This is a genomic window from Pseudomonas sp. LBUM1657 (genome assembly GCF_059716075.1).
The window spans coordinates 1,539,389-1,560,960 of the sequence record NZ_CP166799.1 but is presented as its reverse complement, the minus strand read 5'-3'; the positions used below and the strand labels follow the sequence as shown (position 1 = coordinate 1,560,960).

21 protein-coding genes are annotated in these 21,572 nt (G+C 59.3%); 9 read left to right on the top strand and 12 right to left on the bottom strand.

The window, feature by feature from the left end; genetic code table 11:
- The first annotated feature begins 185 nt into the window (after window positions 1-185).
- From ACA055_RS07110 to ACA055_RS07095, 4 genes are all read left to right on the top strand, one after another.
- Complete coding sequence (locus ACA055_RS07110; RefSeq protein ID WP_497682984.1) at window positions 186-1,199, top strand: Bug family tripartite tricarboxylate transporter substrate binding protein; 1,014 nt, start codon at window positions 186-188, stop codon at window positions 1,197-1,199.
- Window positions 1,200-1,252: 53 nt separating this feature from the next.
- Window positions 1,253-1,786 carry a tripartite tricarboxylate transporter TctB family protein gene (locus tag ACA055_RS07105; RefSeq protein WP_497682983.1) on the top strand — a complete coding sequence of 178 codons (534 nt, stop codon included), beginning with the start codon at window positions 1,253-1,255 and terminating at the stop codon, window positions 1,784-1,786.
- Window positions 1,783-3,312 (top strand): tripartite tricarboxylate transporter permease, encoded by a 1,530-nt coding sequence (locus ACA055_RS07100; protein WP_497682982.1) that lies wholly within the window; start codon window positions 1,783-1,785, stop codon window positions 3,310-3,312. The genes ACA055_RS07105 and ACA055_RS07100 overlap by 4 nt, the downstream gene beginning before the upstream one ends.
- Window positions 3,313-3,381: 69 nt before the next feature.
- Entirely contained in the window at window positions 3,382-4,323 is a 942-nt protein-coding gene (locus ACA055_RS07095; protein WP_497682981.1) for a LysR family transcriptional regulator, read from the top strand.
- Between the two features lie 36 nt (window positions 4,324-4,359).
- Here ACA055_RS07095 and ACA055_RS07090 read toward each other — a convergent pair whose 3' ends face one another.
- From ACA055_RS07090 to cysK, 3 genes are all read right to left on the bottom strand, one after another.
- A complete protein-coding gene (locus ACA055_RS07090; RefSeq protein WP_497682980.1) occupies window positions 4,360-5,223 on the bottom strand; it encodes a DMT family transporter in 864 nt (287 codons plus the stop codon).
- Between the two features lie 654 nt (window positions 5,224-5,877).
- Window positions 5,878-6,816: an aspartyl/asparaginyl beta-hydroxylase domain-containing protein gene (locus ACA055_RS07085; protein ID WP_497682979.1), complete on the bottom strand. Its 939-nt coding sequence runs from the start codon at window positions 6,814-6,816 to the stop codon at window positions 5,878-5,880.
- A 206-nt stretch (window positions 6,817-7,022) separates the two neighbouring features.
- A complete protein-coding gene (gene cysK / locus ACA055_RS07080; protein ID WP_497682978.1) occupies window positions 7,023-8,000 on the bottom strand; it encodes a cysteine synthase A in 978 nt (325 codons plus the stop codon).
- A 127-nt stretch (window positions 8,001-8,127) separates the two neighbouring features.
- Here cysK and ACA055_RS07075 point away from each other — a divergent pair, with 127 nt between their 5' ends.
- Complete coding sequence (locus tag ACA055_RS07075; protein ID WP_497682977.1) at window positions 8,128-9,204, top strand: DUF748 domain-containing protein; 1,077 nt, start codon at window positions 8,128-8,130, stop codon at window positions 9,202-9,204.
- Here the strand turns inward: ACA055_RS07075 and ACA055_RS07070 are convergent.
- The gene (locus tag ACA055_RS07070; protein WP_497682976.1) at window positions 9,201-9,704 is read right to left on the bottom strand and encodes a DUF2442 domain-containing protein; all 504 of its coding nucleotides are present in this window, start codon (window positions 9,702-9,704) and stop codon (window positions 9,201-9,203) included. The genes ACA055_RS07075 and ACA055_RS07070 overlap by 4 nt on opposite strands.
- Window positions 9,692-9,922, bottom strand: a complete 231-nt coding sequence (locus tag ACA055_RS07065; protein ID WP_497682975.1) for a DUF4160 domain-containing protein — start codon at window positions 9,920-9,922, stop codon at window positions 9,692-9,694. Before ACA055_RS07065 ends, ACA055_RS07070 begins: the two co-directional genes overlap by 13 nt.
- Before the next feature lie 202 nt (window positions 9,923-10,124).
- Between ACA055_RS07065 and ACA055_RS07060 the strand changes: the two genes are divergently transcribed.
- Both ACA055_RS07060 and ACA055_RS07055 read left to right on the top strand, forming a co-directional pair.
- Window positions 10,125-10,970, top strand: coding sequence for an AAA family ATPase (locus ACA055_RS07060; protein WP_007984829.1), 846 nt, complete (start codon window positions 10,125-10,127; stop codon window positions 10,968-10,970).
- Between the two features lie 11 nt (window positions 10,971-10,981).
- Window positions 10,982-12,160: a vWA domain-containing protein gene (locus ACA055_RS07055; protein WP_497682974.1), complete on the top strand. Its 1,179-nt coding sequence runs from the start codon at window positions 10,982-10,984 to the stop codon at window positions 12,158-12,160.
- 105 nt (window positions 12,161-12,265) lie between these two features.
- Here ACA055_RS07055 and ACA055_RS07050 read toward each other — a convergent pair whose 3' ends face one another.
- The 4 genes from ACA055_RS07050 to ACA055_RS07035 all read right to left on the bottom strand — a co-directional run bounded on the left by ACA055_RS07050 (window position 12,266) and on the right by ACA055_RS07035 (window position 15,994).
- On the bottom strand, window positions 12,266-13,192 hold the full coding sequence (locus ACA055_RS07050; RefSeq protein WP_497682973.1) for a 5-oxoprolinase subunit C family protein: 927 nt from the start codon (window positions 13,190-13,192) through the stop codon (window positions 12,266-12,268).
- Window positions 13,189-13,893: a 5-oxoprolinase subunit PxpB gene (pxpB, locus tag ACA055_RS07045; RefSeq protein ID WP_497682972.1), complete on the bottom strand. Its 705-nt coding sequence runs from the start codon at window positions 13,891-13,893 to the stop codon at window positions 13,189-13,191. The genes ACA055_RS07050 and pxpB overlap by 4 nt, the downstream gene beginning before the upstream one ends.
- Window positions 13,890-14,642 (bottom strand): 5-oxoprolinase subunit PxpA, encoded by a 753-nt coding sequence (locus tag ACA055_RS07040; RefSeq protein WP_497682971.1) that lies wholly within the window; start codon window positions 14,640-14,642, stop codon window positions 13,890-13,892. Before ACA055_RS07040 ends, pxpB begins: the two co-directional genes overlap by 4 nt.
- Before the next feature lie 65 nt (window positions 14,643-14,707).
- Entirely contained in the window at window positions 14,708-15,994 is a 1,287-nt protein-coding gene (locus ACA055_RS07035) for an MFS transporter (protein WP_497682970.1), read from the bottom strand.
- Window positions 15,995-16,154: 160 nt separating this feature from the next.
- Here ACA055_RS07035 and ACA055_RS07030 point away from each other — a divergent pair, with 160 nt between their 5' ends.
- Window positions 16,155-17,090: a LysR family transcriptional regulator gene (locus ACA055_RS07030; protein WP_497682969.1), complete on the top strand. Its 936-nt coding sequence runs from the start codon at window positions 16,155-16,157 to the stop codon at window positions 17,088-17,090.
- Window positions 17,091-17,232: 142 nt separating this feature from the next.
- Here ACA055_RS07030 and ACA055_RS07025 read toward each other — a convergent pair whose 3' ends face one another.
- From ACA055_RS07025 to ACA055_RS07015, 3 genes are read right to left on the bottom strand one after another with little or no spacing between them, the layout of a single operon-like run.
- Complete coding sequence (locus ACA055_RS07025; protein WP_497682968.1) at window positions 17,233-17,775, bottom strand: DUF2937 family protein; 543 nt, start codon at window positions 17,773-17,775, stop codon at window positions 17,233-17,235.
- A gap of 12 nt (window positions 17,776-17,787) precedes the next feature.
- The gene (locus ACA055_RS07020; RefSeq protein WP_497682967.1) at window positions 17,788-18,564 is read right to left on the bottom strand and encodes a class II glutamine amidotransferase; all 777 of its coding nucleotides are present in this window, start codon (window positions 18,562-18,564) and stop codon (window positions 17,788-17,790) included.
- Window positions 18,565-18,593: 29 nt separating this feature from the next.
- Window positions 18,594-19,091: an MFS transporter gene (locus tag ACA055_RS07015; protein ID WP_497682966.1), complete on the bottom strand. Its 498-nt coding sequence runs from the start codon at window positions 19,089-19,091 to the stop codon at window positions 18,594-18,596.
- Window positions 19,092-19,307: 216 nt separating this feature from the next.
- Between ACA055_RS07015 and ACA055_RS07010 the strand changes: the two genes are divergently transcribed.
- Window positions 19,308-21,362, top strand: coding sequence for a S9 family peptidase (locus tag ACA055_RS07010; protein ID WP_497682965.1), 2,055 nt, complete (start codon window positions 19,308-19,310; stop codon window positions 21,360-21,362).
- Window positions 21,363-21,572 lie beyond the last annotated feature (210 nt).

Below are 21,572 nucleotides of genomic sequence, written 5' to 3'. Positions count from 1 at the left end.
AGGCTCTGGCGCAAAGCCTTGAGCGATAAGCGTCGTTTTGCCTGTCGCGACCTATAACCCCAGGCTATCGGTGTATGTATTGTTTTGACTAGACGCGGCGCGTGGTCCTTCCCACACTCAATCCAGACTTGCGGCTTTCGAGCGCAGACAAGTCACTCATAACAACTACAAAAACGAGGCCTTCCATGCGAAATGCATTCGTCCGTCGCACATCCCGTCTGTTTCTCGGCTGTACCCTGGTCGCCGCCGGTGCCCTTCCGGCCCTCGCTCACGCCTGGCAACCGGACAAGAACGTCGAAATCGTGGTTGCCGGCGGCCCCGGTGGCGGCACCGACCAGCTTGGCCGGCTGATCCAGTCGATCATCACCACTCACAAATTCCTCGACGTGAATACCATCGTCCTGAACAAGGGCGGCGGCAACGGCGCCGAAGCCTTTCTCGACCTGAAAATGAACAAGGGCGATCCGGAAAAACTGGTGATCGGCACCAACAACATCTACCTGTTGCCGCTGGTGTCCAAGCTCGGTTATCAATGGCAGGAACTGACCCCCGTTGCCGCCGTGGCCGAAGATGACTTCATTCTCTGGAGCTACAAGGGTGCCCCGTGGAAAGACGCCAAAAGCTTCTACGAAGCGGCCAAGGCTGACCCGTCGAAACTGCGCATGGGTGGCAGCCAATCCAAGGACGTCGACCAGACCCTGACCCTGCTGCTCAACCAGACCAACAACAGCAAATTGGTGTACATCCCGTTCAAGAGCGGCAGCGAAGCCGCGACGCAACTGGCGGGCAAACACATCGCCGCCAACGTCAACAACCCCAGCGAAAGCATCAGCCAATGGCGCGGTGACCAGGTCGAACCGCTTTGCGTGTTCAGTAAAGAGCGCATGACCTACACCGAGAAAGTCGCCGGTGACAAATCCTGGGCCGACGTACCGACCTGTCACGAACAAGGCCTGGGCATCGATCAGTATCGGTTCCCGCGCACCGTGTTCATGCCCGGCGAAGTCACCGCCGAACAACGGGCGTTTTATGTCGAGCTGATGCGCAAAGTTACCGAGACTCCGGAGTTCAAGGCCTACGTCAAGCAGAACGCGCTGGTGCCTACCTTCCTCGAAGGCGAGCCGCTGACCGCCTACATTGAAAAGGACACCGCCCGCGTCACGCCGGTGTTCAAGGAAGCCGGCTGGCTGAAAAACTGAGTTGCCTGCGGCCGTTCGCCTGCGTACGGCCGTCACCTTCTGGAGGTTTTTTCATGTCCCATTCTTCGGATTCTCCCACGCTGGTCGGCACCCGCTGGGTCGAACTCGGCCTGACACTCTTCACCACGCTCATCGGCGTGGTGGTGATGTTCGGCAGCATCGAACAAGGTATCGGCTGGGGCGATTCCGGCCCCGAGCCGGGTTACTTTCCCTTCTACATCGGTTTGATGCTGAGCGCCGCAAGCGTGGCCAATGGCGTATTGACCGTGGTGCGCTGGCAAGCGCTGAGCGTTGCGTTCGTCAGCCGCAGTGCGTTCAAGCAGGTGTTGTCGGTGTTCATCCCGATTGCGCTGTTCGTCGCGGCCATGCCGTTTACCGGCATCTATGTGGCCTCGGCGGTGTTCATCGCTTGGTTCATGTGGCGTGACACGGTCCGCGCCAAACCTTACGGCAAGTGGATGATCGGCACCGTGTCCCTGGGCGCAGTGCTGGCCAGCTACCTGATTTTCGCATTGTGGTTCAAGGTCCCGCTGGATGCCGGCCCGATGGGCGACTGGATTACTCTGGCCGGGAGAAGTTTCAAATGAGCGAGTTCGATTCCCTGCTGCAAGGCATGAACCTGATCCTGACCCCGGGCCATATCGGCCTGATGGTGATCGGCGTGCTGCTGGGCATCCTGGTCGGCGTATTGCCCGGCCTCGGCGCCCCCAATGGCGTGGCATTGTTGCTGCCGCTGACGTTCACCATGTCGCCGGTGTCGGCGATCATTCTGTTGTCGTGCATGTATTGGGGCGCGCTGTTCGGCGGCTCGATCACCTCGATTCTGTTCAACATTCCCGGCGAGCCCTCATCGGTGGCGACCACCTTCGACGGCTACCCGATGGCCCGCGAAGGTCGCGCCGCCGAAGCCCTCACCGCCGCGTTCAGCTCGGCGCTGATCGGTGCGTTGGCCGGTGTGCTGTTGCTGACATTCCTGTCGACAAAGATTGCCGCGTTTGCCATGTCTTTCAGTTCACCGGAGTTCTTCGCGGTGTACTTGCTGGCGTTCTGCACGTTCATCGGCATGAGCAAAAATCCGCCACTGAAAACCGTGGTGGCGATGATGATCGGCTTCGCCATGGCCGCCGTTGGCATGGACACCGTGTCCGGCAACCTGCGCCTGACCTTCGACCAGCCAGCCCTGATGACCGGCATCAGCTTTGAAGTCGCGGTGATCGGCCTGTTCGGCATTGGCGAAATCCTCTGCACCGTGGAAGAAGGCCTGGTGTTCCGTGGCGAGCATGCGCGCATCACACCGATGATCATCCTGCGTACCTGGGCCAAACTGCCGCGCTACTGGTGGACCATTGTGCGCAGCACCCTGGTCGGTTGCTGGATGGGCATCACGCCCGGCGGTCCGACTGCGGCATCGTTCATGAGCTACAGCCTGGCGCGACGCTTCTCGAAGAACCGCGAGAACTTCGGCAAGGGTGAACTCGAAGGCGTGATCGCCCCGGAAACCGCCGACCACGCTGCCGGCACCAGCGCCCTGCTGCCGATGCTGACCCTGGGCATCCCCGGCTCGGCCACGGCGGCGGTGATGCTTGGCGGGTTGATGATCTGGGGCCTGCATCCCGGGCCGACGCTGTTCGTCGAACAGCATGATTTTGTCTGGGGCCTGATCGCCAGCATGTATTTGGGCAACGTGGTGAGCCTGATCGTGGTGTTGGCCACCGTGCCGTTGTTCGCGTCGATCCTGCGCATTCCGTTCTCGATCATCGCGCCGATTATCATCATGGTCTGCGCCATCGGCGCGTACTCGGTGCACAACTCGTTCTTCGACGTAGTGCTGATGCTGGGCTTCGGCGCGCTGGGTTATCTGTTCAAGAAACTCGGCTACCCGATTGCTCCGCTGGTACTGGCGGCGGTGTTGGGTGACAAGGCGGAAGATGCGTTCCGTCAGTCAATGCTGTTCTCCGACGGGCAACTGGGAATCTTCTGGTCCAACCCATTGGTGGGCAGCCTGACCACGGCGGCGCTGCTGATGCTGTTCTGGCCGCTGATTTCCAAGGCGTTGCAAACCTTGATGGGCCTGCGCAAACCCCACGTCGCCAAGCCAAAATCGGTGCTGTGACACAGCAATGCTGGCAACGCCTGACATTTATTGTCAGGCTTGCCGCAGTCCTTTTTGCGAGTGCGGCCCATGACCCGAATTCCTGATGCCAATGTGATCCACAGTCGACTGCGTCTGCGCCAACTGCGGCTGATGCTGGCGCTGCAGGAATTCGGCTCGTTGCGCCGCGCCGCCGACCACATCGGCATGACCCAACCGGCGGCGACCAAGATGCTGCACGAAGCCGAGGACCTGCTCGGCGTCGAACTCTTCGAGCGCTTGCCCCGCGGCATGCGCTCTACCCCATTCGGGGAAACCGTTATTTATTACGCGCGCATGGTGTTCGCCGAACTCAGCGGCATGCGTGAGGAACTGGTAGCGCTCGAATCCGGCAACCTTGGTCGGGTGGCGGTCGGTGCGATTCCGGCACTGGCCTCGGGGTTGTTGACCCGGACCATCGCGACCTTGAAACAAAGCCATCCACGGTTGTCGATGAGCATCCAGGTCGATACCAGCGACGTGCTGGTGCAGGCGCTGTTGCAGGATCAACTGGATATCGTTTTGGGGCGGATTCCACCCGGTGCGCGGGCCGAAGAGTTGCTGTTCGATAGCCTCGGTGAAGAAGCCCTGTGCGTGATCGCCGGCGCGCAAAATCCACTGGCGCAGGAGAAGCAGTTGAGCTGGGCGGAATTGCAGCACATGACCTGGGTGCTGCAACAACATCCAAGCCCGATGCGCGCGATCATCAATCAGGTGTTCCACAACGCTCGGGTCGACATCCCCAGCAGTATTGTCGAAACCACCTCGATCATGACGTTGCTTTCGTTGGTGCAGCAAACCGACATGCTCGGTGTCACGCCGGTGTCAGTGGTCGAGGATTATCCCGGCCGCGACCTGCTGGCGGTGTTACCGATCAAGTTCGAAGCACGACTGCCGCCGTTCGGACTGATCACCCGGCGTCATCGCATTCAATCGTCGGCGATGCAGGCGTTCATGAATTCGGTGCGGGCCGAGCATGCGCTGACCCAATGAAAAAGGCCCGGAGCAATGCTCCGGGCCTTTTCGGGTTCAAGCGGTTTTACGGAATACGAATACCAGGCCGACGATGATCAGCAGCATCCCGAGCATGCTCAGTGCCGCCAATCGGTTGCCAAAAATCAGGTAGTCCATGATCGCTGTGACCGCGGGCACCAGGTAGAACAGACTGGTGACATTCACCAGATTGCCCCGGGCGATCAAGCGATACAGCAACAAGGTCGCCAGTACCGACACCACCAGTCCCATCCACAACACCGGCACGATAAAACCGGTGCCGTGTTCAAAATGAAACGGCTGGAACGGCACGAAAATCCCGCAGAGCAACAACCCCGCCAGGTATTGAACCGGCAGTGTGCCGAGGGGATTGTCGGTGATGCGCTTCTGCATGATCGAGCCGAACGTCATGCTCGCCAGCGCCAGCAAACCGAAGAGCATTCCAGCCAACGACATGCCGGCCAGACCGATACCCTGGTAAACCACCATGATCAACCCGGCCAGGCCCAGGGCCAGACCGAACATTCTGCTGATTGATCGCTGACGCTCCATGATCACCACGGTGAGAATCGGCTGCACGCCCATGATGGTTGCCATCACCCCCGGCGTGACCTTCAGATCCAGGGCCAGCAGATAGAAAATCTGATAAGCCCCCAGCAGCACCACGCCCGTGGCCATTGCAAACAACATCGGCCTGCCGCCCTTGGGCAACTTCAGCTTGAGCAACGGTACCAATAACACCAGACCGCACAGTGCGATGGCAAAGCGAAACAGCAAAAACGCAAAGGGTGACGCATGGGCCAGCCCCCATTTTGAGAAGATCGCCCCGCTGCTCCACAGCAGGACGAACAGGCTCGTGGACGCCGCCGCGAGTGCGGACTTTTTCGAAAGGACAAACATGAATACCACCTGTAGTCAGGCAAAAAGCCAACTCAGCCGAAGCTGAAATTCAGTAGTTTTTTCAAGCGGGCGTTTTTCAGACGGGCATGGGAACAGCAGAAAAACGCTGATCAGCCCGAGAAGCCAACGCTTGGCGGTGATACGACTGCGCACACCGGCGTGCTACTGACAGGTGGGGGGTAATGACTGATCTGCACAGGCTGCTGATTCCCGCACGGCACGACGCCAGCGTTGACCGCTGAATCGACTACCGCTTTGATGAGGGAAGCTGGCATGGGCTGATCTTTATACGAGGGATAAAAAAGCGAATCCTGAAACTCACTGTGCGCCGACTATAACCAGCGCTCGACATGGATTGCAATGACTTGGTCAAAGGGCCAGTAACGACAGGCTGAGTTCAGATGCCTAGGCTTGGGAGAAACTGCAACGCCCGCTGTAGGGGACATGGAATGCAAGAGATCGTATGCCAAGGGAACGGACGTATCTTCGGTATCAACTGTATAGGTCAAAGGCTAGAAAGCTTGCTGGCGTCAGCATTGCCCAGCTACGAGATGAACTGGAAGAGCTCTGATCAATAGCGGAGGAAAGATGGGTAAATCAATGAAAAAGTCCCCTAAAAAAAAACTCCGAAGAGCGGTTTTTTGTTGCCGACAATCACCCAAATAACCAATACCCCAACAACACTAACACCACCACCGCCAGCACCGGCCGCATCACGCGGTAGGCTTTGGGATTGCGACGCTTCCACCGTTTGATCACATCGGTGAACCTGTCACTGGAGTTCTTGCTCCAGGCATAGGCCCGGTTGATCCCGCCCACACGTTCGTCATCAAGGTTCTGGGGCGCGGTGGCGCGGCCCAAAAAAGCGCTGATCCAACGGTTGATGCGAGTCATGAAGCAGTTGCTCAGCGGTCGTTCGACGTCGCAGAACAGGATGACCCGGGTCTTCTCTGTTTCGTTCTTGACCCAGTGCACGTAGGTTTCATCGAACATGACGTCTTCGCCATCGCGCCAGGCATAAACCTGGCCGTCGACGAAGATGCGGCAATCGTCAGAGTTGGGTGTCGACAGCCCCAGGTGATAACGCAGGGAACCGGCGAATGGGTCGCGGTGCGGGTTGAGGTGACTGCCGCCAGGCAGCAACGCGAACATCGCGCCTTTGATGTTGGGAATGCTGCTGACCAAGGCCACGGTTTTCGGGCACAGGGCTTCAGCCGATGGCAGGGGTTGGTCGTACCACTTGAGGTAGAAACGCTTCCAGCCCTTCTTGAAGAACGAGCCAAAACCGGCGTCATTGTTCTTTTGCGCGGCGCAGATGTAACCCTCGTCAAACAAGTGCATCGCTTCGTCGCGAATGACTTGCCAGTTGTCCCTGAGCACATCAAGTTCGGGAAACCTGCTGCGGTCCAGATAGGGTTTGGACGGCACGCTGGAGAACAGGTACATCAAGGCGTTATAGGGGGCGAACAGTGCCGAATGGTTGACGAATTGACGCAGGACGGGCAAACGCGCCTTGCCGCGCAGGTGCACATAAAGTGTACTGCCGAGAAACAGCAGCAATAGCGACGCCTTCGCGACTAAGGAAAAGGTCATCAACAGCTCCTTGAAAAAAAACAACTCTGCACAACGCCATTTACCCGACGTGGCAGCCGGCATGATAAACATTGCCGGCTACGGGAATAACCCGCAGTTCTCACATTCAGTGTTAAGGATCGCGCAATAAAGCACTTCTTAACATAAGGTTCCTGAACAGGGGCTGACCTGAGTCAACCCACTGTCCCAGCCCGGTCCAGAGCTTGTTATTGCTGGTTCTCCTGGTCGGTAAACAGATCACTGAACAGCATGCTCGACAGGTAGCGTTCACCGGAGTCAGGCAGGATCACCACGATGGTCTTGCCCTGCATTTCCGGCGTTTCCGCCAAGCGCACCGCCACAGCCATCGCGGCGCCGCAGGAGATGCCGCACAAAATCCCTTCCTCCTGCATCAAACGCAGGGCCATGGCCTTGGACTCGTCGTCGCTGACCAACTCGACCCGGTCGACCATCGACAGGTCCAGATTCTTCGGCACGAAACCGGCGCCGATACCCTGGATCTTGTGCGGGGCGAGCGGTTTGATCTCTTCCCCGGCCCGCGCCTGGGTGATCACCGGCGAAGAAACCGGCTCCACCGCCACCGAGAGAATCGGTTTGCCCTGGGTATTCTTGATATACCGCGAAACCCCGGTAATGGTTCCGCCTGTTCCGACGCCTGCCACCAAGACGTCGACCGCACCGTCGGTATCGTTCCAGATCTCCGGACCCGTGGTTTTTTCATGGATGGCCGGGTTGGCCGGGTTATCGAACTGCGCCGGCATGAAGTAGGCTGACGGGTTGCTGGCGACGATTTCGCCGGCCTTTTCAATCGCGCCTTTCATTCCTTTGGTCGGCTCCGTCAGAACGAGTTCGGCGCCGAGCGCCTTCAGCACTTTGCGTCGTTCAATACTCATGGACGCCGGCATGGTCAGCATCAGTTTGTAACCACGGGCAGCCGCCACGAAGGCCAGTCCGATGCCGGTGTTGCCGGAGGTGGGTTCGACGATGGTCATTCCCGGCTTGAGTTTGCCGGTGCTTTCGGCGTCCCAGATCATGTTCGCGCCAATCCGGCACTTGACCGAATATCCGGGGTTTCGCCCTTCGATCTTGGCCAGGATGGTCACACCGCGGGGGGCGATCCGGTTGATCTGCACCAGCGGCGTATTGCCGATGGAATGGGCGTTGTCAGCGAAAATACGGCTCATGGCTGGGTCCTTATACAGCGTTGAATAAGCCCTCCAAGGTATGCCTGTTGCCGGTAGTCGTCCAGTCAGGTCGAACGTCCGGTTGTCAGCGCAGTCAATGGCTTTACATCGCCTGAGATTTGCCATCATGAAACGTAGATACAGTTGGCCTCTTTGGATTTTCGCCGGCGTCGCTGTGCTGCTGATTGCGCTGCACATCGCCCTGCCTTACATCGTGCGCGACTACTTGAACGACAAACTGGCGGACATGGGTGACTACCGCGGCCAGATCACCGACGTTGACCTGGCCCTGTGGCGCGGCGCCTACAAAATCAACGGACTGAAAATCGTCAAGGTCGATGGCAAGGTCCCGGTGCCTTTCGTCAATGCGCCACTGATCGACCTCTCGGTCAGTTGGCATTCGCTCTGGTACGACCACGCGGTGGTGGCCGAGGCGCAGTTCATCAACCCCGAAGTGAACTTCGTCGACGGTGGTGCCAACAAGCAAAACTCCCAAACGGGTGAAGGCACCGACTGGCGGGCTCAGTTAAGCAAACTGGCACCGATCACCTTCAATGAAATACGCATTCATGAGGGCAAGATCAGTTTTCGAAACTTCAATTCCAAGCCTCCCGTCAACATGAACGCCACCCAGGTCAACGCGAGCATTTACAACCTGACCAATGTGGTCGACACCGAAGGCAAGCGTGATGCCCGGTTCGAAGGCAAGGCACTGCTGCTTGGGCATGCGCCACTGGAAACCACGGCCACCTTCGATCCGCTGAGCAACTTCGAAGACTTCGAGTTCCGGCTGCGGGCCAGGGACATCGAACTCAAACGCATGAACGACTTCGCCTCGGCCTACGGCAAGTTCGACTTCAATGCCGGCCATGGCGACGTGGTGATCGAGGCCGAAGCCAACAAGGGACAACTCAAGGGCTATATCAAACCCTTGCTGAAGGACGTCGACGTGTTCAATTGGCAACAAGATGTGGAGAACGAGAAGAAAGGACTTTTCCGCTCCGTCTGGGAGGCCCTCGTCGGCGGCACCGAGACGGTGCTCAAGAACCAGCAGAAAAACCAGTTCGCAACGCGCGTGGAACTGAGCGGCAACGTGCACCAGCAAGATATCAGCGCGTTCCAGGCGTTTTTGCAGATTTTACGCAACGGTTTCATCCAGGCGTTCAATGCCCGCTATGAACGGCCCAAGCCGGATGCCGGTTAACGTTTGCGTGTGACGGTATAGCGACCGGATTCTTCAGCCGCCCGGCAGGAACCCGACTGCTGCTGCAGGAAGTCCCAACCCAGGCAGGCCAATGCCAGCGATCGGGGCACCACTTCACGGCCACTGCTGTAGCGGGTGATGCTGCGGGCACTGACCCCCAGAGCCTCGGCGGCCTTATTGAGCGGCAACCCGGTGCGCGCACGCCAGTCGATGAAGATCCGGGTGTTTTCGTCCGATGCATTTTGCGCGAGCGCATCCAGATAAAGCGTGTCTGCGCCAATCTGGATATCCGGCTCAGGCCATTCAACACTCCAGCCATCATCGCCCAGGGTTGCACCTTCAAACGCGCGCCCTTCCAGCAATGGCTGCAACCCGGGAAAGGCCTGCACATCGCGACTCAAATCCAGGGTCAGTTGCTGGCCATCGATGAAGGTCAGCGCCAGATGGAAATCCGGCAGCGCCTGCACGGCTGATAGCCGTGGTCGTTTCATGGGTAACATCGTTTCCAATCCTCCAGCAATTGCACTTGATGGGCCCTGACCCACGCCAGTGCTTCCTTGATAATCAGCGGTGGTGCCTTGCCCGCCATTACTTCGACGGTTTCCAGGCAGAGCATGACGTCCAGCCCGCCACCGGTCAGGTGGACATGAGGCGGCGGATGATCCTTCTCGTGCAACTGAATGCGGTATGTATCGCGAAATCGATATTCAGTAGACATGCTCGGCAAGCTATCGCCAATATGGCGATAGCTAAATACTGGCCAACCGCTGAGACTGAGTCAAGATGTGACGCCCCATTCAGAGACTGAATAAGCCGTCTGCGTTCACAGTCGACCGGCCTGCGCGTTATAGTCGGGCATCACACTTATTGCGCCCCGCCCTGCCTCGTTCAGGTCGGCATTACCGTTCGAGGATTAGCAGATGAAGTTCGAAGGCACCCAGGCCTATGTCGCCACCGATGACCTGAAGCTGGCAGTCAATGCCGCCATCACCCTGGAGCGTCCGCTGCTGGTCAAGGGCGAGCCGGGCACAGGTAAAACCATGCTTGCCGAGCAACTGGCCGAGTCCTTTGGTGCCAAGCTGATCACCTGGCACATCAAGTCCACCACCAAGGCGCATCAAGGCCTGTACGAGTACGACGCGGTCAGCCGCCTGCGTGACTCGCAGCTGGGCACGGAAAAGGTCCACGACGTTCGCAACTACCTGAAAAAAGGCAAGCTGTGGGAAGCCTTCGAGTCCGAAGAGCGGGTGATCCTGCTGATCGACGAAATCGACAAGGCCGACATCGAGTTCCCTAACGACTTGCTGCAAGAACTCGACAAGATGGAGTTCTACGTTTACGAGATCGACGAGACCATCAAGGCCAAGAAGCGCCCGATCATCATCATTACCTCCAACAACGAGAAAGAGCTGCCGGACGCCTTCCTTCGCCGCTGCTTCTTCCACTACATCGCCTTCCCGGATCGCGTCACGATGCAGAGGATCGTCGACGTGCACTACCCGGACATCAAGAAAGACCTGGTCAGCGAAGCGCTGGACGTGTTCTTCGACGTGCGCAAAGTGCCGGGCCTGAAGAAGAAGCCATCAACTTCCGAGCTGGTGGACTGGCTGAAATTGCTGATGGCCGACAACATCGGCGAAGCGGTACTGCGCGAACGCGATCCGACCAAGGCCATTCCGCCGCTGGCCGGTGCCCTGGTGAAGAACGAACAGGACGTGCAATTGCTTGAGCGTCTGGCGTTCATGAGCCGTCGCGGCACTCGATAAGGGCAAACGCCATGCTGCTCAACCTGTTCAATGAAATGCGTGCAGCCAAGGTGCCGGTCTCGGTACGCGAGCTGCTGGACCTGATCAACGCGCTGAAACAGCGCGTAACCTTCGCCGACATGGACGAGTTCTACTACCTGTCCCGAACGATTCTGGTGAAGGACGAACGGCATTTCGACAAGTTCGACCGGGCGTTCAGTGCTTACTTCAATGGCCTGGAAAAACTCGACGATCATCTCCAGGCGTTGATCCCGGAAGACTGGCTGCGCAAGGAATTCGAGCGTTCCCTGACGGATGAAGAGCGGGCCGCGATCCAGTCTCTCGGAGGCCTGGACAAGCTGATCGAAGAGTTCAAGAAACGCCTGGAAGAACAGAAGGAACGCCATGCCGGCGGCAACAAATGGATCGGCACCGGCGGCACCAGCCCGTTCGGCTCCGGCGGCTTCAACCCGGAAGGCATTCGGGTCGGGGATGCCGGCAAGCGCCAGGGCAAAGCGGCCAAGGTCTGGGATCAGCGCGAGTACAAGAACCTCGACGATTCGGTCGAACTGGGCACGCGTAACATCAAGGTCGCCCTACGCCGGTTGCGTAAATTTGCCCGCCAGGGTGCGGCGGAAGAGCTGGACATCGATGGCACCATCGACCACACCGCTCGCGATGCCGGCCTGCTGAACATTCAGATGCGGCCGGAGCGGCGCAACACCGTCAAGCTGTTGCTGCTGTTCGACATCGGCGGCTCGATGGACGCCCACGTGAAGATCTGCGAAGAACTGTTCTCGGCCTGCAAGACCGAGTTCAAGCATCTTGAGTATTTCTACTTCCACAACTTCGTTTATGAATCGGTGTGGAAGAACAACATGCGCCGCACGTCCGAGCGCACCTCCACCCAGGACCTGCTGCACAAGTACGGCGCCGACTATAAAGTGATCTTCATCGGCGATGCCGCCATGGCGCCCTACGAAATCACCCAGGCCGGCGGTAGCGTCGAGCACTGGAACGAAGAAGCCGGTTACGTATGGATGCAGCGTTTCATGGAGAAATACAAGAAAGTCATCTGGATCAACCCGTATCCGAAAGACACTTGGGGCTACACCTCGTCGACCAACATCGTGCGGGATTTGATCAATGACCAGATGTACCCGCTGACGTTGCGGGGGTTGGAGGAAGGGATGCGGTTTCTTTCCAAGTAGAGATCTTTGTTGCCTGTGATGCCGTCTTCGCGAGCAAGCCCGCTCCCACATTGAATCTCTGTCGTACACAGATCCAATGTGGGAGCGGGCTTGCTCGCGAAGCTTTTAGCGAACTGAAAGTCGCCGCAAATACTCAACCTGTTCGCGATGCGCCACGTCCTGCACCACCGGCCTCAACCGTACCTGCGCCCCCGGCAGGCATTGCGCCAGCCGCGCCAGCGCCAACGGCGTCAATGCCCCCAATCGCGGATAACCGCCAATGGTCTGCCGATCATTGAGCAACACAATCGGCTGCCCGTCCGGCGGCACCTGCACCGCGCCCAACGGGATGCCTTCGGAAATCATCGGTTTACCCTGGTACTCCAACGCCGTTCCCAGCAGACGAATCCCCATGCGATCGGCACGACTGTCGAGGGTCCAGGCATTGTTGAACGCGTCGAACAAACTCTGCCCGCTGAACTCACCAATCTGCGCGCCCAACACCAGTTCCAGCGGCGGATTGAATTGGAGATCCGGCACCTGATCACGGGATAACTCACGCAGCAGTAGCAGCGAACTCCCCGAGTAGTTCAACGACGCACCTTTGGCTAACGCCCGGCCCATGCCATCCAGACCACCGAGTTCCTCGCGGACCACCGTCGCACTGCTCCCCAACACCTTCGGCGCGTCGAATCCGCCCGGTGCAGCGAGATAAGCCCGAGCCCCGAGCAGCGGCTGATTGAATTGCAATCGCTGACCTTTATGCAGCCTGAAACTGCGCCACGGTGCCAACGCTTCGCCATCCACGTGCGCGCCAAGATTCGCCCCGGTCAGGGCCAGTACGCAATCGTCCTCGGCAACGACGGTGAACCCGCCGAGGGTGATTTCGATCACCGGCGCATCCAGCCCGTTGCCCAACAGCCAATTGGCCCACGACATCGATCGCCAATCCGCTGCCCCGCCCTGGGTCACGCCCAAATGTCTTACGCCGAAACGGCCTGCGTCCTGCAACAGGCACAGCGGTGTACTGGCTTCAATCGATAGACGGCTCATACCTGCGCCTCCAACGGCGTGTCGTCACCGCCCAGGTTGATGAACTCGGCATGGTCGACCGCTTCGAAGCGCACGGTGTCGCCCGGCTGCATCAGGCTGTAGCCGTCGCGATTGCGGTCGAACAATTTGGCCGGGGTGCGGCCGATCAGATTCCAGCCACCGGGGGACACCACCGGATAAGCGGCTGTCTGCCGCTCGGCGATGCCGACACTGCCGGCGGCGACTTTTTTGCGCGGGGTGTTCAGACGCGGGGCGGCGAGCACTTCTTCCACCAGCCCCATGAAGGCGAATCCCGGCGCAAAGCCCAGGGCGAACACCTGATACTCGCGCTCGCTGTGACGACGAATCACGTCATCCACCGTCAGTCCGCTGCGTTGCGACAACAGGCTCAGTTCCGGGCCGACGCTCAAGTCGTACCACACCGGCAGCACATGGCATTTGCCGCCGGTACGGGCGTTGGGCGACAAATCGATAAAGGCTTCGGCGATCAATTCTCGCGCTTGCGCCGGGTTCAGTGCGGTCAGATCGTAATGCACCATCAACGTTGTATAAGACGGCACCAGATCGATCAGATGCGAACCGAATGCTTCCCGCAGGCGTTCGCTGGCAGCGAGCATCCACGGCATGTTGGCCTCGGCAATCTCATCGAACAGACGCACCATCAGGCAATCCAGCGCGACCACTTCCACCCGAAGCTTCATGGTGCGCTCTGCCGATTCAAGGCGTCACGAATGCGCCGCACAGCGGCCACCGAACTGGCATTGTCGCCGTGTACGCACAAGGTGTTGGCCTGCAAGTGCAAGGCACTGCCGTCGCTGGCGATGAGGTCGCCGCCCCGGGCAATGGTCAGCGCCTGTTCGATGATTGTCTCGGGATCGTGATGCACCGCCCCCGGCAATCGGCGCGAGACCAGCATACCGGCGTTGTCGTAGGCGCGATCGGCGAAGGCTTCGAACCACAGGGTCACACCGTATTCATCACCCAACTGCTGGGCGGCGCTGTTGTCTCGCGTGGCCATCAGCATCAACGGCAGTTGTCGGTCATAGGACGCCACCGCCTGAAGCACGGCGCGCAACTGCGCCGGGTTGGCCATCATGTCGTTGTACATCGCGCCGTGAGGTTTAACGTAACTCAGGCTCCCGCCCTGGGCCCGGCAGATGCCGTCGAGGGCGCCGATCTGGTAGTGCAGAATGTCCTGAAGTTCCTCGGCGCTGTAGGCCATGGAACGGCGGCCGAACCCCACCAGGTCCTGATAGGCCGGGTGGGCACCGATCTGCACGCCGTGGCTCAGGGCCAGGCTGACAGTCTTGCGCATGATGCTCGGGTCGCCGGCATGGAAACCGCAGGCGATGTTGGCGCAATCGATGAAGGGCATGACCTCGGCGTCCAGACCCATGGTCCAGTTGCCGAAACTCTCGCCGATGTCGCAGTTCAATAGCAGGCGGTTCACGGTGAACACTCCTGTAGGTTTTGTTCTTTTTTAACTGAAGGACATTTTGCCCCGCAGATTATCAGTTACTCGGCGACGAGTTGCTTGCCACGGGTTTCCGGCAGGCTCAGGGCTGCAAGGATCACCACCCCGTAGGACACCGCCGCAAAGGCACCGATACCTACGCTCAAAGGCACCTTCTGGCTGAGCAAACCGATGAACAAGGGGAACAATGCCGCCAGCGCCCGGCCGATGTTGTAGCAAAAACCCTGGCCCGAACCACGAATCCGCGTTGGAAACAGCTCGGTCAGAAACGCCCCCATGCCGCTGAAGATGCCCGAGGCGAAGAAGCCTAGCGGGAAGCCCAGCCACAGCATCACGCCGTTGCTGACCGGCAATTGGGTGTAGAGCAGCACAATGGTGAACGAGCCGACCGCAAACAGGATGAAGTTCTTTTTACGCCCGAGGATGTCAGTCAAATACGCGCTGATGACGTAGCCGACGTAGGAACCGACGATCACCATCGCCAGATAACCGCCCGTGCCGAGTACGCTCAAACCGCGTTCATTCTTCAGAAAAGTCGGCAACCAGGAGGTGATTGCGTAGTAGCCACCCAGTGCGCCTGTGGTCAGTATCGACGCGCGAATCGTGGTGAAGAGAATGCCGGGAGCGAAGATCTCGTAAAACTTCGCCGGGTTGCTTGGCTCTTGCTTGGCTTTGGCTTCGCGGTAGATTTCCGGGTCCTTGACCAGTCGACGGACGAAAATCACGAAAATCGCCGGCACGATGCCAAGGATAAACAGCGCACGCCAGGCGTCTTCCGGCGGCAATACCGAGAACAGCAGCGCATACAGAATCGCCGTCATCCCCCAACCCAGCGCCCAGCCCGATTGCACCATGCCCACGGCCTTGCCGCGGTCCTTGGCGCGAATCACTTCGCCCATCAGCACGGCACCGGCGGTCCATTCACCACCAAAACCGAAGCCCATCAGCGTGCGGCTGATCAGCAGTTGTTCGTAATTCTGGGCGAAGCCGCAAAGGAAGGTGAAGAAGGCGAACCACAGCACTGTCAGTTGCAGCGTGCGCACGCGACCGATGCGGTCGGAGAGAATCCCCGCCACCCAACCACCGATGGCCGAAGCGATCAGCGTACTGGTGTGAATCAGCCCGGCCTCACCGGTGGTAATGCCCCACATGGCAATCAGGGTCGGCACCACGAAGCTGAGCATCTGGGTGTCCATGCCGTCCAGGCCATAGCCGATCTTGCAGCTCCAGAAGGTGCGACGTTCTTGCTGATTGATGTTGCGGTACCAGTCGAAAGGTCCCGGGCGGGTCGTGGCTTTGGGGATGTCGAGCGTGTCGGGCGCACTCATGGCAAATCTCCGCGCTAATTTTATTGGTATTGTTCTGAGCCCCGACGACGCCTATCGTGGGAACCGGATGGCCTGATTTTTAGGCCGCGGCCCCCGCTACGTCCAACTAATAAAAACCCGGCCTAGACATAAGAAAAATTTTTATCCCAGAGCAGATTCCATGAACCTGAAGTTTCTCGAGACCTTTGTCTGGGTCGCCCGACTCAAGAGTTTTCGCCTGACGGCCGACAAGCTCTTCACCACCCAGGCGTCGATATCCAGCCGTATCGCCGTGCTCGAAAGCGAGCTCGGGGTGAAGCTGTTCCTGCGGGATTCGCGCGGCGTGAGCCTCACGCCGGAAGGATTGAAAGTGCTCGACTATGCCGAGCAGATGATGGACACGATGCAGGCGCTCAAACAGTCGATCGAGACCCGTTCGAGCAAGGTTGGGCGCGTGCGGATCGGCGTGATGGACACGGTGATCCATACCTGGCTAAGCCCCTTGGTGGCGCAGATGATGGATCACTACCCGCTGGTAGAAATCGAGCTGGTGGCCGATACCTCGCTCAACCTCTGCGATCAACTGCAAAAAGGCTTTCTCGACCTGATCCTGCAAACCGATCTGCTGCGCCAGGAAAGCGTGCGCAGCCTGGAGCTGGCCAGTCATCCCATGGGCTGGATCGTGGCCAGCAATTCCCTCTACAACCGTGAGTATTCGGGCATCGCCGATCTGGCGCGGGAACGGATCATTACCTACTCGAAAAACTCACATCCGCATCAGGACATCTTGAGTTTGATGCAGGCCAACGGCGTCATGGCGCCACGGCTCAATTGCGTGAATTCGGTGTCGGCGATTACCCGCTTGCTGCGGGACGGCTTCGGCATCGGCGCGTTACCGCCGGTGCTGGTAGCCGAGGAACTGGCGCGGGGCGAATTGACTTTGCTGGCCATCGATCAACGACCACCGAATCTGCAGGTGGTGGTGTCGTGGCGGATTGGCGTGGAATGGGTCGAGGAGATCGTGGCGTTGTGTCAGCAGGTGTTGGAGGGGTATGCGCGCAAGGTGGGTGAACACTACATCGTCCTCAGCAAGGCGGGTTTCGGTGGCCAGGCCTGAAACTCGCACGGCCTGACAGAACGCCTTCGCGGTGCAAGCCCGCTCCCACATGGGATCTCCTGTGAACACATAATGAGTGAACATCCCGGATCAAATGTGGGAGCGGGCTTGCTCGCGAAGCCGCCGTTGGCCTAACCCTTATTTACAACCCACGCACATCCCGGTCTTCAATCGGCCGGCTCTGGCGCAAACGCTTGCCGCCCAACACCACCCAGTCGATCAGTCGGAACAGGCATTCAATGCCGAACGACAGCAGCAATGCGCCGCTCATGCCCCAGATCATCGCTTCGGGCGTCAGCAGAATCTGGTAGCTGTAGCCATTCCAGGTTTCCTTGCGGATATCCGGGTCGGCGGCCAACACCACTTGCAGCAAGCGGATGTACCACGGGCCTTGCATGGCCTGGTGTTGTTTATCGAGGGCGATCTGGCGGGTGAGCAAGGTGTTCAGGCTGTCGGCATCGCTGCGAAAGATCGGGTCTTCGCTGGCACGGTAATGAGCGACCAGCGCCTGCATATCACCTTTGAAAAACTGATTGGCCGTGCCCTGAAAACCGCTCAGACCGGTCTGCGCCTCAATCAGATGCGCTTCGACCCGCTGGGCGTAATCGTTGATGAACCCCGGCACCTGGACACCGATCAACAGGCCCGCCGCAAACAACACCAGCCGTAGATAACTGAGCAACATGGGGGAGAATCCTTATTCGGTCTTGCCCTGGCTGACGCATTCACCGCGTCGCCACAGGCTCCATTGGCCCGGTTCGTAGCGGGTCCAGGTTTCGTTTTCGGTCAAGGGTTCGGTGGCGATCACCGTGACCACGTCGTTGGGCGTGGTTTCAGCCTGGAAGTCGACAATCACATCGACATCCTTCAAGCGCGCCGGGCCAAACGGTGCGCGACGGGTGATCTGCGCCAGTTTGGTCGAGCAATAACAGAACAGCCAGTCGCCATCACTGAGCAGGCAGTTGAACACGCCTTTGCTGCGGTATTCGGCGCAGGCGGCCACCAGGTCCGGCAGCAGTTCTTCGACCTCGACCGGCTCGGGAAACGCCGCACGCACCCGGTTGAGCAAATCGCAGAACGCCGCTTCGCTGTCGGTATCGCCCACAGGACGGTAAAAGCTGGTGATCGGTTGAAAGTCCGCGAGCTGGCCGTTGTGGGCGAAACACCAGTTGCGCCCCCACAGCTCGCGCACGAACGGATGAGTATTGGACAGGCAGACTTTTCCGACGTTGGCCTGGCGGATGTGGCCGATCACCACTTCACTCTTGATCGGATAGCGCTGCACCAGGTTGGCCACTTCGGACTCGCTGCTGGCCGCCGGGTCCTGAAACAGGCGCAGGCCTCGGCCCTCATAGAAGGCGATGCCCCAACCATCACGGTGCGGACCAGTGCGACCACCCCGTTGCATCAGCCCGGTGAAGCTGAACACGATATCGGTCGGGACATTGGCGCTCATGCCCAATAACTCACACATGCTCGGACTCTCGCTGAATTGCAGGGGCGTTACAGACGCGGCTCGACTCGCAGCCGCTGAGGGTTGCTCGGGACGGGCGGACGACCGTAACGGTCATCACCGGCACCGCCAAAAGGTTGATCGTGTTCCGGTTCGTCAGCCATGGCCGCAGCCTTGGCGGCGGCAGCCTGTTCCTTGCGAGCCTTGGACGCGCGCTCGATCGGGAAACGGATCGCCACGAAAACCAGGTAGATGCCGAAGACGATCAGGCCGTACATGAACAAATCGGAAACCGCCCGCCAGGCGTTGTTGCCGACCTTGAACAGCAAATCCAGGGCGGTAATGGCGATGGCCGGGGCAACCTTTTCCTTCACCGGATCGATGATGGTCGGGCTGAAAAGCAGCACAGCCACCAATAGCCGCAACGGCTCGCGCAGCCAGCGCCACATCCAGCGAGTCATGCGCATCCATACCAACAGGCAGCCTAAAGCGGCAAAGGCGTAAAGGCCCCAAGCGATCAGATAGTCGTTCTCGGTCATGGTGTCCATGGCAAGGCAGGCAAAGAGGCGCTTATAGTAACGACTTTTCGCACATCAGGCTTGCCCCAATACCAGTCAGCCAAGCACACCCCCTGTGGGAGCGGGCTTGCTCGCGAAAGCGATGTGTCGGCCAACAGAGATGTTGAATAGGCTGGCCTTTTCGCGAGCAAGCCCGCTGCCACAGGTTGCGAACCCCCTAATCCCTACATTGTTCGAGAGCCATTCATGCCCTTATCCGCCAACATCACCAGCGCCCCGATTGCCCACAAGGCTGAAGGTTCTGACCCGTATGCCTGGCTGCAAGAGCGCGACACCGCTGCAGTGCTCGACTACCTGAAGGCTGAAAACCGCTACCAGGAGGCGCAAACCGCCGATCAGGCTGAACTGCGCGAGACCCTGTTCGAAGAGATCAAGGGCCGGATTCTGGAAACCGACTTGTCCTTGCCCTCCCCTTGGGGCCCGTACCTGTATTACACGCGCACCACCGCCGGCGATGAATACGCCCGTCACTACCGTTGCCCGCGACCGGCCGATGACAGCCTGCAACTTGACGAGAGCCGTGAAGAACTGCTGCTGGACCCAAATGAGCTGGCCAAGGGTGGTTTCTTCTCCCTCGGCGCTTTCAGCATCAGCCCCGACCACCAGCGCCTGGCCTACAGCCTCGACACCACGGGCGATGAGATTTACACGCTGTTCGTGAAGGAATTGTCCGACGGCCGGGTCAGCGAACTGGAGTTCCAGGACTGCGACGGCAGCATGACCTGGGCCAACGACAGCCTGACGCTGTTCTTCGGTGAACTGGACGACACCCATCGCCCGCACAAACTATTCCGCTATCGGCTGGACGGCACGGCGGCCGAAGAAGTGTTCCATGAGACGGATGGCCGATTCTTCATGCACTGCTACCGCTCAAGCTCCGAGCAGCAATTGCTGCTGTCCCTGGGCAGCAAGACCACCAGCGAAGTCTGGGTGCTTGATGCTTTCCAGCCGCATCAGGCGTTTACCTGCATCGCGCCGAGGGTTGAAGACCATGAGTACGACGTCGACCACGGCGCGCTCGACGGCCAATGGACCTGGTTCATCCGCACCAACCGCGACGGCATCAACTTCGCCCTGTACACGGCTGTCGATACGGGCGTAGCCCCAAGCGAAGCCGACTGGCAAAACCTGATCCCCCACAGCGACACGGTGATGATCGAAGGCATGAGCCTGAACGCCGGGGCCATGACCCTGAGCCTGCGAGAGGGGGGATTGCCGATCATCCAGGTTCACCCGCAAGACCTGCCGAGCTACCGCGTGCAACTGCCGGATGCGGCCTACAGCCTGCACGTGCAGAACAGCCTGGAGTTCGTCAGCGACAGGATCCGCCTGCGTTATGAGGCGTTGAACCGTCCGGCGCAAATCCGCCAACTGGAACTGGCCAGCGGCGAACAAAAAGTTCTCAAGGAAACCCCGGTACTCGGCCCGTTCGATGCCGATGCCTACGTCAGCCAGCGTCTTTGGGCGACGGCACCGGACGGTACGAAAGTGCCGATCAGCCTCGTGGTCAAACGCGAAGCGCTGGGTAAGCCGACGCCACTTTATCTGTACGGTTACGGCGCTTACGGCGAAAGTCTCGACCCGTGGTTCTCCCACGCACGCCTGAGCCTGCTGGATCGCGGCGTGGCGTTTGCCATCGCTCATGTGCGCGGTGGCGGTGAACTGGGTGAAGCCTGGTATCGCGCCGGCAAACAGGAGCACAAGCACAACACCTTCAGCGACTTCATTGCCTGCGCCGAACACCTGATCGGCAACGGCTTCACGACTGCGCCGCAACTGGCGATCAGCGGCGGCAGTGCCGGTGGCCTGTTGATCGGCGCGGTGCTCAATCAGCGTCCGGAGCTGTTCGGCGCAGCGATTGCCGAAGTGCCGTTCGTCGACGTACTTAACACCATGCTCGACCCGGACCTGCCGTTGACCGTCACCGAATACGACGAGTGGGGTAATCCTGAAGAACCGGACGTCCATGATCGGATCAAGGCCTACGCCCCGTACGAAAACGTCACCGCGCAAGCCTATCCGGCGATGCTGGTGATCGCCGGCTACAACGACAGTCGCGTGCAGTACTGGGAAGCGGCCAAGTGGGTGGCGAAATTGCGTGCGACCAAAACCGATACCCGTCCCTTGCTGCTCAAGACCGAATTGGGCGCCGGCCACGGCGGGATGAGCGGTCGTTATCAGGGATTGCGTGACGTAGCACTCGAATACGCATTTTTGTTCAAGGTTTTAGGCATCGCCTGAGGAACTTGGCCCGGCGTCCCGGTCTTAACACCTGACGCCGGGGGCCAATACACCACATTTCCCCTGTGGGAGCGGGCTTGCTCGCGAAAGCGATTGATCATTCAACATTGATGTTGGCTGATACACCGCTTTCGCGAGCAAGCCCGCTCCCACAAGGGATTTGCGATGATTCCAGGTCCGAAACAGCAACAGACCACAAGAAAAAGACCG

Bases quoted from the DNA above. Each gene is read 5' to 3' on its own strand.
- ACA055_RS07060 (WP_007984829.1), top strand. From the start codon at position 10,125: ATGAAGTTCGAAGGCACCCAGGCCTATGTCGCCACCGATGACCTGAAG.
- ACA055_RS07075 (WP_497682977.1), top strand. From the start codon at position 8,128: ATGAAACGTAGATACAGTTGGCCTCTTTGGATTTTCGCCGGCGTCGCT.
- ACA055_RS07085 (WP_497682979.1), bottom strand. From the start codon at position 6,816: ATGACCTTTTCCTTAGTCGCGAAGGCGTCGCTATTGCTGCTGTTTCTC.
- ACA055_RS07095 (WP_497682981.1), top strand. From the start codon at position 3,382: ATGACCCGAATTCCTGATGCCAATGTGATCCACAGTCGACTGCGTCTG.
- ACA055_RS07065 (WP_497682975.1), bottom strand. From the start codon at position 9,922: ATGTCTACTGAATATCGATTTCGCGATACATACCGCATTCAGTTGCAC.
- ACA055_RS07090 (WP_497682980.1), bottom strand. From the start codon at position 5,223: ATGTTTGTCCTTTCGAAAAAGTCCGCACTCGCGGCGGCGTCCACGAGC.
- ACA055_RS07100 (WP_497682982.1), top strand. From the start codon at position 1,783: ATGAGCGAGTTCGATTCCCTGCTGCAAGGCATGAACCTGATCCTGACC.
- ACA055_RS07070 (WP_497682976.1), bottom strand. From the start codon at position 9,704: ATGTTACCCATGAAACGACCACGGCTATCAGCCGTGCAGGCGCTGCCG.
- ACA055_RS07030 (WP_497682969.1), top strand. From the start codon at position 16,155: ATGAACCTGAAGTTTCTCGAGACCTTTGTCTGGGTCGCCCGACTCAAG.
- ACA055_RS07015 (WP_497682966.1), bottom strand. From the start codon at position 19,091: ATGGACACCATGACCGAGAACGACTATCTGATCGCTTGGGGCCTTTAC.
- ACA055_RS07055 (WP_497682974.1), top strand. From the start codon at position 10,982: ATGCTGCTCAACCTGTTCAATGAAATGCGTGCAGCCAAGGTGCCGGTC.
- ACA055_RS07035 (WP_497682970.1), bottom strand. From the start codon at position 15,994: ATGAGTGCGCCCGACACGCTCGACATCCCCAAAGCCACGACCCGCCCG.
- pxpB (WP_497682972.1), bottom strand. From the start codon at position 13,893: ATGAAGCTTCGGGTGGAAGTGGTCGCGCTGGATTGCCTGATGGTGCGT.
- ACA055_RS07110 (WP_497682984.1), top strand. From the start codon at position 186: ATGCGAAATGCATTCGTCCGTCGCACATCCCGTCTGTTTCTCGGCTGT.
- ACA055_RS07105 (WP_497682983.1), top strand. From the start codon at position 1,253: ATGTCCCATTCTTCGGATTCTCCCACGCTGGTCGGCACCCGCTGGGTC.
- ACA055_RS07010 (WP_497682965.1), top strand. From the start codon at position 19,308: ATGCCCTTATCCGCCAACATCACCAGCGCCCCGATTGCCCACAAGGCT.
- ACA055_RS07025 (WP_497682968.1), bottom strand. From the start codon at position 17,775: ATGTTGCTCAGTTATCTACGGCTGGTGTTGTTTGCGGCGGGCCTGTTG.
- ACA055_RS07050 (WP_497682973.1), bottom strand. From the start codon at position 13,192: ATGAGCCGTCTATCGATTGAAGCCAGTACACCGCTGTGCCTGTTGCAG.
- cysK (WP_497682978.1), bottom strand. From the start codon at position 8,000: ATGAGCCGTATTTTCGCTGACAACGCCCATTCCATCGGCAATACGCCG.
- ACA055_RS07020 (WP_497682967.1), bottom strand. From the start codon at position 18,564: ATGTGTGAGTTATTGGGCATGAGCGCCAATGTCCCGACCGATATCGTG.